Origin of the sequence: Neisseria sp. 20925_1_37, from assembly GCF_041433255.1 — a bacterium.
Classification (GTDB): Bacteria; Pseudomonadota; Gammaproteobacteria; order Burkholderiales; family Neisseriaceae; genus Neisseria; species Neisseria flavescens_D.
Genome location: NZ_JAPWBC010000002.1, coordinates 229,386 through 242,163, shown reverse-complemented (window position 1 = coordinate 242,163; position 12,778 = coordinate 229,386). Strand labels below are relative to the sequence as shown.

Sequence of the window (12,778 nt, the reverse complement as noted above, 5' to 3'; positions counted from 1 at the left end):
GTCTTTCAGTTTGAATAATAAAGTAATTTTAAGCTCTTAGGCCTTAATCAGCAATACTGCCGCTTGCGCTTCAATGGCTTCCATACGCCCCAGATAGCCAAGTTTTTCATTGGTTTTACCCTTGATGTTCACGCAGTTTGCAGGCAAATCCAAATCTGCAGCGATATTGGCGCGCATTGCCGGAATATGCGGCGCAAGTTTTGGCTTTTGCGCAATCACGGTCGTATCGACATTAACTACCTTCCAACCCAACTCCTGCACGCTTTGATAAGCCTCGCGCAACAGCACACGGCTGTCTGCATCTTTGAATTCGGCGGCAGTATCAGGAAAATGACTGCCGATATCGCCCAAACCGGCCGCACCCAACAGCGCATCGGTAATCGCATGCAACAGTGCATCGGCATCTGAATGACCCAGCAAGCCTTTTTCAAACGGAATGTTGACGCCGCCGAGTATCAAATCTCGTCCTTCGACCAGCTGATGGACATCGTAGCCCTGTCCGACACGGATATTCATGTTTGTTTCCTTAAATAATGGGTTTTGATTGTTCAGACGGCCTTGAGCAACAATCTGACAATGTATTCGTCTTGCGGCAGCGTCAATTTCAAATTGCGCGTATCGCCTTGCACCAAGCGCGGCCAGATACCCAGTTTTTCAATCGCTGATGCTTCATCCGTAATTTCACTTAAATCATCAACCGATAAAGCACGGTGTAACAAGGCCGTCTGAAAAAGCTGCGGCGTCTGCGCCTGCCATAATCCTGCGCGCGCAACGGTTTCATCAATATGATGATTGCCATCTGCCCGCTTGAGCGTATCGGCGACCGGTATGGCCAAAATACCGCCTTCATTGCTCTCACCTGCCTCATCAAGCAAACGCGTTAACGCTTCGGCAGGCAGGCAACAGCGCGCGGCATCATGGACCAAAATATTGTCTTGCGCCTCGGCCAAACCTTGTTCTAATAAAGTAGATACGCCGTTGCGTACTGTTTCGGCACGACTTGCACCGCCCACTCGGAAGACACGCACCTTCTCAGACAGGGCCGTCTGAAAAACCGAATCTTCCGGCGAAAGAATAACGGCAATTAAATCTATGCGTGAGTGTTGCTCAAAAATTTCTATGGTGTGTTGCAATACGGTTTTACCATTGATTTCAACATATTGTTTGGGTTTTCCCGCACCAAATCGCCCCCCAACACCGGCAGCAGGAATCAAAGCGATATTGCGGCGCATCATGCTGACGCTCCGGCATCGGCCTCATCCGGCGTTTCAGCCTTGCGCCATACGCACGCTTCACCCAAATCGTCCAAATATTTTTCATGTGCGGCCAGCTCGGCTGCATCGGCTTTGATGACTTTCAACTGCGACGTACGTTTGGTTTCAGCAATAATGGTGGGTTTGACTTCGCCCTCTTCTTCCACCTCTCCGCCCATCAGGTCAAACTGCTGACGCGTCATGGCAAGATAGACTTCACCCAAAAGCTCGCAGTCGATTAACGCGCCGTGCAAAACACGTTTGCTGCGGTCAACGGAAAAGCGGTTACACAACGCATCCAAACTCGCCTTTTGCCCCGGGAACATTTCACGCGCCATAGCCAGCGTATCGGTCACTTTACAACCCAGTTCCTCAATAGAAGGCAGTCCCATGCGGCGGAATTCCATATTCAGGAAGCCGACGTCAAACTTAGCATTATGGATAATCAGCTCTGCGCCACGTATAAAGTCGGCAATCTGTTTACCCACTTGAGCAAACGGCGGCGCATTCTTCGCTTCCAATACTTCAATCGTCAAACCATGTACCTTCGCCGCTTCCTCCGGCATATCGCGCTCGGGGTGGACATATAAATGAAGGTTGGAGTCGGTCATTTGGCGGTTGATCATTTCCAAGCCGGCAAATTCGACCAGACGGTCGCCGTTTTCAGGATAAAGACCCGTGGTCTCCGTATCGAGGATAATCTGACGTTGGCTCATGGTTGGTGATTTCTGCAATTATCAAAACGCCTTGAATCATACTGAAGGCCGTCTGAAATGTATAGTCAGCAAAACTTTAGCTGCTTTTGAAATACCCTTTTATAGCTGTTTTTTTTTCAGACGGCCTTTATTCTTTTTTCATCTATTAGTCAGCTATTACTCCAATTTTGAGTAGAAAAGCCAATTTCTACAAAATTTTTTAAATTTAATTTCTTTAATAATTAATACCTTACTTATTATTTAAATAATAGGAACAATTATCATTTGCAAATTTAAAAAATCGCCGTATAATACAACCCATCGAAACAAAACAACCGCACAACAGAATGAAAGGAGAAGAAAATGCCCGAAAGTATTTTTAAGCAAGTCTCCCTTGATATTCTGAGACTGCACCAACAAGCCATCCGCTCTTTGATCGCCACCAAATGTTGCGACGAATGCGAAGTACATGACGCAGTTTTCATTACTTTAGATGGCCGCTATTATGTTTGGCTCCCTTGCATGGGCAAATCGCCCCAATCAGAAACCGGCATCCTACTGATTGAAGATGAAGACGGCAATACGCGTTTGAGCTGGGTTGCCGATACACGCGAAGTCAAGCAAAAAGACAGTCTGTACAACCGCGTTGTTTCCGCTCTGCAACGAAAAATGCAGCGCACGAAAAACAAGTTCATCCAGTCGGCAAACGCCCGATTGCTCGAACTCACGCCTCAGCAAGGCCGTCTGACGACAAACAGCAAAGATTTCTCGCTTTCACCACATGACCTGATGAAAGCACTTTATCCGGCAACGCATCAAATAGGAGAATTTGCCCTGTAACAGTTTTTGGTAGTGGTTTGTGTTCCTTTTGCGCCCCTTAACATTTTAAAGGGGCGATTTTTTTGCCTCTGCTTTTCAGACGGCCTCAAAACCGATTTTCCAGTACAATAAAGGCCGTATGAACATTTCCTACTTTTTAACCATGCAACTGCTCAAATACATCCAATCGCAAGGCCTCGGCAGCCGCAAGCAATGCCAATGGCTGATAGACAATGACTGCATTGCCATCAACGGCGAAATTCATAATAGCGCCAAAGACGATATCGACCCGTCTCAAGTGCACACCCTGTCTGTTGACGGCGAAGAAATTGCCGCCGTACCCATGCCCTATTTCTACATTCTGCTTCATAAACCTGCAGATTACGAAACTTCGCACAAACCTCAGCAATATCCAAGCATCTTCAGTCTGTTTCCCGACCACATGCGCAATATCGATATGCAGGCAGTCGGCCGCTTGGATGCAGACACAACCGGCATTATTCTGATTACCAACGATGGGCAATTTAACCACCGCGTTACCTCGCCCAAGCACAAAGTTCCGAAGCTCTACCGCGTCACTTTGAAACATCCTGCCGACGATACCCTTTGCGCTACGCTGAAAAATGGCGTCCTCCTACATGACGATAATGAAACCGTCGCCGCGGCCGAAGCAGTATTGGCCGACCCAACCACATTGATGATGACCATTACCGAGGGTAAATACCATCAGGTCAAACGCATGGTTGCAGCCGCAGGCAACCGTGTCGAGCAGCTCCACCGTGAGAAATTCGGCGACTGGAATGTCGATGATTTGGCCGCCGGAGAATGGAAATTTATCCAGATCTAAAAAAATTCCAAATTTTTTCGATAAATTTTTAAACAATATAGATTTTTTATACATTTAAAATCAAACATCTAAACCTTATTATTTTTATTTAACAGAATTTAACACTGTAAAGACTGAACTATTGTATAATTCGCCTGTCTGAGTAACACTTGCTTCGAAAGAAGTGAGTAAGTGAGTAAGACGTTTTCCCCGTAATGTGTTTGGCCATCTATACTTTCCCCTTAGTATAGATGGTTTTTTTTATCTAAAATTTGGCAACCAAACGAATGCACTTTCAGATGGCCTTTCTCATCTAAAAAAGCCATTATTACTCAATCTCATCTCCCACTCATTAACTTGCCATTATCCCTTTTCTCTTTCTCGTCTCTTCCGCATCAATCTGCGCCGTTCCCATTTCAGACAAATCGTTTTATAGAAAGAAAAACTATCGGCAACTATCCAAGCTAAGGTTACAGGATGTTATTAGACAGTCTTAGAGAAAGACCATCTTTGTTGCCGACATACTTGAAAGCACACTTTAGTGCTATCCAATATCCTCACAACAACCCTTTCCCATATCCCACTTTTCAGACGGCCTTTATCGTTACGGCTCTTTCAATCATTCATATCGCTTCAGCCAAATTCTCTGTTTGCAGGTTTCAATACTAAGAAAACTAGAGGAACCCACTAAAAATTCTTCATTACATGGTTTTTTTAACCAATTTTCTTTTCAGACTTTAGTCAAGATTCGTTAAATCTTTGCGGTAAAATGTTGTCTTTATTTTTATGCATCTGAGTATTTATGTCTTCCAATCAACCCCGTCAAACCTGGTCCAACCGTTTGACTTACATCCTTACCGTTGCCGGCGCGACTGTCGGCTTTGGCGCAACATGGCGTTTCCCGTATTTGGTCGGTGAAAACGGCGGCGGCGCGTATGTGTTTCTGTTCTGTATCGCCATGCTGGTCATCGGTATTCCGATGATTTTGGTCGAAAACGTCATCGGCCGCCGTAAGGGCGTGAACGCGCTGGATGCATTTGGGGGCACAATGAATGGCAAACCCGTTGCCAAAGTTTGGAAGTTGGTCGGTTGGATGGGCTTGCTCGGCGCATTCGGCATCATGGCCTATTACATGGTACTAGGCGGCTGGGTTATCAGCTACATCGTTAATATCATTGGCGGTAATTTGGACATTTCCAGCCCGGTTTCCGGTGAAGTTACCAAAAGCTTCTTTACCGAACACATCGAAAACAGCCCTTGGGAAATTGCGTTTTACACCTTCCTATTTGTGGTTGTGAACCAATGGATCTTGGTAAAAGGCGTGATCGGCGGTATTGAAAAAGCAGCAAAATACCTGATGCCTTTGTTGTTTTTATTCCTGATTGCCATGGTCGTGCGCAACGTTACCCTGCCGGGCGCAATGGAAGGCATTACCTTCTATCTGAAACCTGACTTCAGCAAAATTACAGCCAAACTGTTCGTCTTCGTTTTGGGACAAGTATTCTTCGCCTTAAGCTTGGGTTTCGGCGTGATGATTACGTTATCCAGCTATCTGGATAAAAACGAAAATCTGGTTCAGACAGCCGTAATTACCGCAATTACCAACACTTTGATTGCCGTCTTGGCCGGCTTTATGATTTTCCCTTCCCTCTTCAGCTTTGGCGTTGCCCCTAACTCCGGCCCGACGCTGGTGTTCCAAAGCCTGCCGATCGTGTTCTCGAATATGTGGGCAGGACCTGTGTTCGCCGTGATTTTCTTCTCGCTGCTTCTGATTGCCGCTCTGACCACTTCGCTGACGATTTATGAAGTGTTGATTACGACGATTCAGGAGAAAACCAAAATCCGCCGTACCGCCGCGATTACGATTGTCTTAGCCGCCATCTTCATCTTCGGCAACATTCCGTCTATTTTGAGCTATGGCCCGTGGAAAGATGTTTCCGTGTTCGGTAAAAATATTTTTGATGCCTTTGACTACATCAGCGGCAACATCTTGTTTATGCTGACCGCGCTCGGCTCTGCACTGTTTGTCGGTTTCGTGATGAAGGACGAAGCGAAGGATGAATTACTTTATAAAGGCAACCATACGACGGTCAATATTTGGTTTGCCTATGTGAAATATCTCGTTCCATTGGTAATTTTGCTGATTTTTGCCAGCAACTTGTTCTGATAAGCAAGCATATAAAAAGGCCGTCTGAAATATTCAGACGGCCTTATATTTTAACTATGCTTTATTCTGCCCAGTTTTTCTTCTTACTGGTTTTACCGATACCGGGATTGAAGCTGTTGGTCGGGTCAAGTTTTTTATAGAACTGTTTCAGCTCGGGCTTGGCTTCATACAGATGACCGACATTATGCTCGGCAGGATATTGCGCACCGCGTTGGTCAAGCAGATGGAGCATTTCATGTTCCAAAGCCATACAGTCGTTGCCTTTTTTAATGATGTAGTCCTGATGGAACACATGGCACATAAAATGTCCGTAATACAATTTATGGATAATTTTATTGTCGATTTCCGGCGGCAGTGTTTCAAACCAATCACGGTCATCACGGCGCAAGGCAATATCGAGCGCAACCAAATCTTCTACTTCATCATCATGTACAGAACGGTAACGGATCGCGGCAGAAGCCACAGCAAAGCGATGCAGCATGGCCGCCTGCGTTTCTTCGGCATTACATTCAAAGAATGCGCCGCCATGGGTTGCAAAATATTCTTTCAAGAAAGCACGCGCTTCTTCTACGCCCTCGCCACCCATTTTCAAGATCAAATGGTGTTCGTATTTGTCGCGATAATTGCGCATAGATTTCGGCAAGTGATCAGGCAAAATCTTGCTGATTAGTTGCATGAATTTATCAGAGAAGTGTTTCGGCAAGAAACTTATCTTTTTGCTGAATCTATCCACACGGGCTTTCAGATCAAACAGTTTCGGAAGTTGGTGGGTACCGAACGTCTTGATGATATAAAACGTATCTTTGCCATAAACAGCAGCAATATCAAAAGCATGACGATGGATATACTCACCGGAAATAGGCAGGTTTTTAAACTCGCTCAAAGCGGCACGACGAATATCGGTCAGCTCATTAATATCATTGGTGCCGATATAGAACACGGCAGTCTGTTTTTCTTGCGGGAAAGTATCCAAGCGTACGGCAAACACCATCAGCTTGCCCGCGCAACCTGATGCTTCGTAGTGACGCGCAGGGTCAGCATTAAAACGGGCGGCAGTCGGTTCATTCACTTGGCGGACATGATCGCAATAAGCATGGTCATGCCCTTTGCCTGCATCTTGCGTAATGTCTTTTCGCTGATAATGGAAACCTTGCAAGTTGGTCAAAATTTCTTCAGGGGTTTCGCCCAAATCAATACCCAAATGGTTGACCAGCTCTAGCTTGCCCTCTTCGTTAATTTGCGCAAACAGGGCCATTTCCGTATAAGCCGGGCCACGCTGTACCAGTGCGCCACCCGAGTTATTACATACGCCACCCAATACAGATGCGCCGATACAGGACGAACCGATCACGGAGTGCGGCTCACGGCCTAAAGGTTTCAGCAGCAGTTCCAATTGATTCAGGGTAGAACCGGGCAGGCAGACAACCTGTTCGTTATTGTTAATCGGCTGAATGATGTTCAGACGCATGGTATTCACAATTACGATATCGCGGTCATAATCATTGCCGTCAGGAGTCGAGCCGCCGGTCAGACCGGTATTGGCGGCCTGCGTAATCACGATAACATCAGCCTCAACACACGCCTGCAAAATTTGCCACATTTCCAAAACCGTACCCGGACGGACAACTGCCAGCGCCTTGCCTTCGCCAAAACGGTAGCCTTGACGGTATTGTTCAGTTTTTGCCGGGTCTGTGATGATATATTTTTCGCCGACGGTTTGCGTCAGCCGACTGATTAATTGTGTAGCATTCATTGCATACTCCTTGAGAGATTAATATATTTATTAGATTGCAAGCATTGTAGTAATCCGTTCAATCAAAGTAAAGGCAAAACCCGTTTTTTAAACTCATCTTTTAAATAAACAAAAGGCCGTCTGAAAATTTCAGACGGCCTTTTGCTTCAAACTTGAATAATCAGATTATTCGGCTGCTTTCTCTTCGCGAGCAGGAGCTTCCAGCAAAGCTTTGATAGACAGGCGTACGCGGCCGCGGTCGTCCACTTCCAATGCTTTCACATTTACAACCTGACCTACTTGCAGATAGTCGCTGACATTGCGTACGCGCTCGTGGGCGATTTGGCTGATGTGTACCAAACCGTCTTTGCCCGGCATCACGCTGACAATCGCGCCAACGTTGTTGTCGAGGATTTTAACCACAGTACCTTCGTACACTTTACCCACTTCCACTTCGGCAGTGATTTCTTCGATGCGTTTTTTCGCTGCATCGCCTGCTTCTTGAGTAGTCGCAGCGATAGTGATGGTACCGTCTTCAGCGATGTTGATTTCAGTACCGGTTTCAGCAGTAATCGAACGAATGGTTTCACCGCCTTTACCAATAACATCACGGATTTTGTCTTGGTTGATTTTCATGGTGAACAAGCGTGGCGCGTGTGCAGACAGTTCTTGTGGGCCTGCAACAGCGGCTTTCATCTGATCCAAGATGTGCAAACGTGCTTCTTTGGCTTGAGCCAAAGCGATTTGCATGATTTCTTTGGTAATACCTTGGATTTTGATGTCCATTTGCAGCGCGGTCACGCCTTCGGTTGTACCGGCTACTTTAAAGTCCATATCGCCCAAGTGGTCTTCGTCACCCAAGATGTCGGTCAGAACGGCAAATTTGTTGTTGTCCAAAATCAGACCCATGGCGATACCGGCAACGTGTGCTTTCAAAGGCACACCGGCAGACAACAGGCTCAGGCAGCCGCCGCAGACGGAAGCCATAGAGGAAGAGCCGTTGGATTCGGTAATTTCAGAAACCACGCGCATGGTGTAGCTGAAATCTTCAGGTTCCGGCAATACGGCCAACAACGCACGTTTAGCCAAACGGCCGTGACCGATTTCACGACGTTTTGGCGCACCTACGCGACCCACTTCGCCGGTAGAGTATGGCGGGAAGTTGTAGTGCAGCATGAAGCGGTCGGTGTATTCGCCGGACAGCGCATCAATGATTTGCTCGTCGCGTGAAGTACCCAAAGTTGCAACAGCCAAAGCTTGGGTTTCGCCACGGGTAAACAGTGCAGAACCGTGAGTGCGCGGCAATACGCCGGTTTGAATGTTCAACGGACGAACAGTGCGGGTGTCGCGACCGTCGATACGCGGTTGACCGTCCAAAATTTGGCTGCGGACAACATCGGCTTCCAAGTGTTTGAAAATGCCTTTGATTTCGTTGGCTGCCAAGGTGTCGGTTTCTTCGGTAATCAACGCTTCTTTTACAGCATTCCAAGCTTCGTCCAATTTGGCAGAACGCGCTTGTTTTTGACGGATTTTGAACGCTTCTTTAATGGTTTCGCCGGCAATTTCGCGTACTTTTGCAACCAATTCTTCATTGGTTTCAGGTGCTTTCCAATCCCAAACTTCCGGGTTGACTTCGTCGGCAAACTCATTGATGGCATTAATGGCCACTTGCATTTGATCGTGACCGTAAACAACTGCACCCAACATTACTTCTTCAGACAAGATGTCGGCTTCGGATTCCACCATCAACACGGCTTTAGAAGTACCGGCAACAACCAAGTCTAATTGTGATTTGGCCAACTCGGCTTTAGTCGGGTTCAGAACGTACACGCCGTTTACATAACCCACGCGTGCCGCGCCAATCGGACCGGCAAATGGTACGCCGCTCAACACCAGCGCGGCAGATGCACCCAACATTGCAGGAATGTCAGAATCGATTTCAGGATCAACAGACACCACCATCGCTACGATTTGGATGTCGTGGTAGAAGCCTTCAGGGAACAGAGGACGAATCGGACGGTCGATCAGACGGCTGGTCAGGATTTCTTTTTCGCTTTGTTTGCCTTCGCGTTTGAAGAAACCGCCGGGGATTTTACCTGCTGCGTAAGTACGCTCGAGGTAATCGACAGTCAGAGGGAAGAAGTCTTGGCCTTCTTTCACTTCTTTGTTGGTGGTAACGGCAACCAAAACAACGGTATCGCCCATGGATACTTTAACGGCAGCTGCGGCTTGGCGAGCGATTTCGCCGGTTTCCAAAGTAACGGTTTGATTACCGTATTGGAAGGTCTTAACGTGTTTATTGAACATTATTGTTCCTTTCAAAATACCGCACTGCTAAAACACTAATAATGCACACTAAAATCCGAATGTGCATAGTTAGGGTTTCAGACCGTGCGGCAGGTTATAAACAAGCTTTCAGACGGCCTTTAAGACGCTGAAAACAACTCTCGATTATAAAGGCAACCATCCTTAAAATCCAGTATTTATACAATGAAAAGGCCGTCTGAAACATATCCTTTTCAGACGGCCTTCAAACTTAAAAATCAATCCTGAGTCAGCAAAGTCAATGCTTCCTGATATTTTTCGACTGTTTTTTGAATCACATCGGCAGGCACTTTAGGCGCAGGCGCTTTTTTGTTCCAACCGCTTTGCTCCAGCCAGTCGCGGACAAATTGTTTGTCAAAAGACGGCGGATTGGTGCCGACTTTGTATTGGTCTGCAGGCCAAAAGCGACTGGAGTCAGGCGTCAACACTTCGTCCATCAAAGTCAGCGTACCTTCTTCATCCAAACCAAATTCAAACTTGGTATCACAAATGATAATACCGCGGGATTTCGCATATTCAGCCGCTTCTGTATAAAGCTGAATCGCTTTGGCGCGCACTTCCGCCGCCAGCTCTTTACCAATGATGCGTTCGCATTCTTCAAAGCTGATGTTTTCATCATGATCGCCAACTGCGGCTTTGGTCGACGGCGTAAAAATCACTTCAGGCAGTTGTTGTGCTTCCTGCATACCTTCAGGCAGTTGAATACCGCAAACAGAGCCAGTTTTTTGATAATCTTTCCAACCGCTGCCTGCCAGATAACCACGCACAATAGCCTCCACTTTCACCGGAGTGAGTTTTTTAGCCACGACGGCGCGCTTCTCTAAAACTTTAGCTTCGTTTTCAGGCAAAACATCATAAACCGTCTGACCGGTAAAATGGTTAGGCATGATATGAGCCAGTTTTTTAAACCAAAAATTGGAAATCTGCGTCAGAATCTCCCCTTTACCCGGAATCGGATCATCCAAAATCACATCGAATGCAGACAGGCGGTCGGAAGCAACCATCAACATTCGTTTATCGTCAATTTCGTACAAATCGCGTACTTTGCCGGAGTAGATTTTTTTCAAGCTGATTTCAGACATTTCGGGTATCTCTTTGGTAAACAGAAGAATTTGGTATTCTAGCCCAATTTAGCATCTTTCGTCAGATTGTTTACAAAATAAAGGCCGTCTGAAACCTTATATTTTGGTTTCAGACGGCCTTATTCGTTGATTTCAGGGAAGAACCCTAAAAACCATCATTCTATCAGATAGCAGGAGCCTGAGTCTGATCTTGGATTTGGTTCACAGCAGACAGAGAGTAGTAGTCGCCGTGGCCGGTTACTTGGTAAGTGCTACCGTCAGCAAACTTGAAGTTTTCAACTTTGTGATCGTTACCGGTGAACCAGTCGTCGATGGTGATGCTGTCGTTAGTACCGACAGAAACAGTCAGGTTAGCACCAGATTTGCTCAGCAATACGTCGGAAGCTGCAACGCCTTTACCGAACAACAGGGTGTCATTACCGCTTTCTTCACGGATAGTGTCGTGACCGTAACCTTTGTCGAAGAAGTAAGTGTCGTTACCGGTACCGCCGATCAGGATGTCGTTGCCGACACCGCCGTCGAGGTAGTCGTTACCGTCTTTACCCACCAGGCAGTCGTCGCCGGCCAAACCGTACAGATGGTTGTCGCCGCCGTTACCTTCGATGTTGTTGTTCAAAGAGTTACCGGTACCGTTCAGGTTTTGCATACCTTGCAAAATCAGGTTTTCAACGTGATCGGTCAGAGTGTAGTCGATAACGGTACGAACAGTATCGATACCGGCTTGTGCATTGCCGTACTCGATAACTTGGTCGTTGGCATTGTCAACGAAGTAAACATCGTTACCGTCGCCACCGCGCATGATGTCAGCACCGGAACCACCGTTCAGGTAGTCGTTACCGGCACCACCTTGCAGGTAGTCTTTACCTTCTTCACCGTACAGAGAGTCACCGTCGGCATCACCGTAAATGGTGTCGTTACCAGCACCGGCGTAGATTACGTCTGTACCGTTGCCACCGTAGATGATGTCTTCGCAAGCAGTACCATAAATGGTATCTTTAGCATCAGTACCGCGGATAACGTTGCCGTCTTTGCAGTCTTCAGCTCGAATGACATTACCTGGGTTTTTGTCTTCGTGACCGTATGAGTTGTTTTGGTTATGGTCGTCAACACAGTCTTTGCAGTCTGGCTCAGGTTTCGGTTCTGGCTTAGGCTCAGGTTTTGGTTCTGGCTTAGGCTCAGGTTTTGGTTGTGGTTTTGGTTCTGGTTGCGGTTCTGGTTGTGGCTCAGGTTTAGGCTCAGGTTTTGGTTGAGGTTTAGGCTGAGGTTTAGGTTGTGGTTTTGGACATGGGATCGGTTTGATTGGATCGCAGTTGTAAGGTGGGCAAACCGGAACACATTTGTAGTTAGGAGTTTTTGCCGGTGGGCAGAAAGCCGCAATAGCAGAAACCAAACCGGTTACCGCGTTAACTACTGACACGCCGACGCTAGCAATGCTAGCGATGCTGCCGATAGAAACAGAAGATTTTGCTGCAGGAGCGCAGTAGTAAGAAGAGTAGGAAGCCTTAGGCGCAGGAGCGCAGTAAGAACTAACCAGGGGTCTAGCATAATACCCCCCGTAACAGTATGCCATAATAATTACTCCCAAAATAGTTAATAAAGATATCGAGCTGACGGAACGAGCAAATCCGCCCTTGCTCAATTATTATTTTAGTAATATTTTTCAAAATATTTACTCAAAAATATCAAACGGTAGAATTTGCCGACAAAAGGATTGAGTTTCGCCTGTTTTTAAATTCCATTATCCTAGCAACAATAAAAACATTAACATTGATTCACACTCTCTCAAACAGCATAGATCCTTTATCTATCTTGTTAAAAGCTGAATTTTAACTCTAGTTATAGTAAACAAACATAATACCAATAAACGGTTATTATTATG

The 12,778-nt window shown here is 46.5% G+C and carries 10 protein-coding genes; 3 read left to right on the top strand and 7 right to left on the bottom strand.

The window, feature by feature from the left end; translation table 11 throughout:
- Positions 1-36: 36 nt before the first annotated feature.
- From ispF to dnaQ, 3 genes are read right to left on the bottom strand one after another with little or no spacing between them, the layout of a single operon-like run.
- Positions 37-516 (bottom strand): 2-C-methyl-D-erythritol 2,4-cyclodiphosphate synthase, encoded by a 480-nt coding sequence (gene ispF, locus O3661_RS02665; protein ID WP_371492204.1) that lies wholly within the window; start codon positions 514-516, stop codon positions 37-39.
- A gap of 32 nt (positions 517-548) precedes the next feature.
- On the bottom strand, positions 549-1,235 hold the full coding sequence (gene ispD, locus O3661_RS02660) for a 2-C-methyl-D-erythritol 4-phosphate cytidylyltransferase (protein WP_371492203.1): 687 nt from the start codon (positions 1,233-1,235) through the stop codon (positions 549-551).
- Complete coding sequence (gene dnaQ / locus O3661_RS02655) at positions 1,232-1,969, bottom strand: DNA polymerase III subunit epsilon (protein ID WP_371492222.1); 738 nt, start codon at positions 1,967-1,969, stop codon at positions 1,232-1,234. The genes ispD and dnaQ overlap by 4 nt, the downstream gene beginning before the upstream one ends.
- Positions 1,970-2,311: 342 nt before the next feature.
- Between dnaQ and O3661_RS02650 the strand changes: the two genes are divergently transcribed.
- From O3661_RS02650 to O3661_RS02640, 3 genes are all read left to right on the top strand, one after another.
- Complete coding sequence (locus O3661_RS02650) at positions 2,312-2,788, top strand: hypothetical protein (RefSeq protein WP_049348077.1); 477 nt, start codon at positions 2,312-2,314, stop codon at positions 2,786-2,788.
- Between the two features lie 142 nt (positions 2,789-2,930).
- Entirely contained in the window at positions 2,931-3,614 is a 684-nt protein-coding gene (locus O3661_RS02645) for a 16S rRNA pseudouridine(516) synthase (RefSeq protein ID WP_371492221.1), read from the top strand.
- Between the two features lie 781 nt (positions 3,615-4,395).
- A complete protein-coding gene (locus O3661_RS02640) occupies positions 4,396-5,760 on the top strand; it encodes a sodium-dependent transporter (RefSeq protein WP_371492202.1) in 1,365 nt (454 codons plus the stop codon).
- Positions 5,761-5,821: 61 nt separating this feature from the next.
- Here the strand turns inward: O3661_RS02640 and dld are convergent, their stop codons facing one another.
- The 4 genes from dld to O3661_RS02620 form a co-directional block, all read right to left on the bottom strand.
- The gene (dld, locus tag O3661_RS02635; RefSeq protein WP_070748781.1) at positions 5,822-7,513 is read right to left on the bottom strand and encodes a D-lactate dehydrogenase; all 1,692 of its coding nucleotides are present in this window, start codon (positions 7,511-7,513) and stop codon (positions 5,822-5,824) included.
- Between the two features lie 165 nt (positions 7,514-7,678).
- Entirely contained in the window at positions 7,679-9,799 is a 2,121-nt protein-coding gene (pnp, locus tag O3661_RS02630) for a polyribonucleotide nucleotidyltransferase (RefSeq protein ID WP_003683274.1), read from the bottom strand.
- A gap of 236 nt (positions 9,800-10,035) precedes the next feature.
- Positions 10,036-10,899 carry a phosphoribosylaminoimidazolesuccinocarboxamide synthase gene (locus O3661_RS02625; RefSeq protein ID WP_150540454.1) on the bottom strand — a complete coding sequence of 288 codons (864 nt, stop codon included), beginning with the start codon at positions 10,897-10,899 and terminating at the stop codon, positions 10,036-10,038.
- A gap of 163 nt (positions 10,900-11,062) precedes the next feature.
- Complete coding sequence (locus O3661_RS02620) at positions 11,063-12,469, bottom strand: calcium-binding protein (protein ID WP_371492201.1); 1,407 nt, start codon at positions 12,467-12,469, stop codon at positions 11,063-11,065.
- Between the last annotated feature and the right edge of the window lie 309 nt (positions 12,470-12,778).

What these genes read in the sequence shown, in the direction of transcription:
- O3661_RS02620 (WP_371492201.1), bottom strand. Translation starts at nt 12,469, where the DNA reads ATGGCATACTGTTACGGGGGGTATTATGCTAGACCCCTGGTTAGTTCT.
- dnaQ (WP_371492222.1), bottom strand. Translation starts at nt 1,969, where the DNA reads ATGAGCCAACGTCAGATTATCCTCGATACGGAGACCACGGGTCTTTAT.
- ispF (WP_371492204.1), bottom strand. Translation starts at nt 516, where the DNA reads ATGAATATCCGTGTCGGACAGGGCTACGATGTCCATCAGCTGGTCGAA.
- pnp (WP_003683274.1), bottom strand. Translation starts at nt 9,799, where the DNA reads ATGTTCAATAAACACGTTAAGACCTTCCAATACGGTAATCAAACCGTT.
- O3661_RS02625 (WP_150540454.1), bottom strand. Translation starts at nt 10,899, where the DNA reads ATGTCTGAAATCAGCTTGAAAAAAATCTACTCCGGCAAAGTACGCGAT.
- dld (WP_070748781.1), bottom strand. Translation starts at nt 7,513, where the DNA reads ATGAATGCTACACAATTAATCAGTCGGCTGACGCAAACCGTCGGCGAA.
- O3661_RS02645 (WP_371492221.1), top strand. Translation starts at nt 2,931, where the DNA reads ATGCAACTGCTCAAATACATCCAATCGCAAGGCCTCGGCAGCCGCAAG.
- O3661_RS02650 (WP_049348077.1), top strand. Translation starts at nt 2,312, where the DNA reads ATGCCCGAAAGTATTTTTAAGCAAGTCTCCCTTGATATTCTGAGACTG.
- O3661_RS02640 (WP_371492202.1), top strand. Translation starts at nt 4,396, where the DNA reads ATGTCTTCCAATCAACCCCGTCAAACCTGGTCCAACCGTTTGACTTAC.
- ispD (WP_371492203.1), bottom strand. Translation starts at nt 1,235, where the DNA reads ATGATGCGCCGCAATATCGCTTTGATTCCTGCTGCCGGTGTTGGGGGG.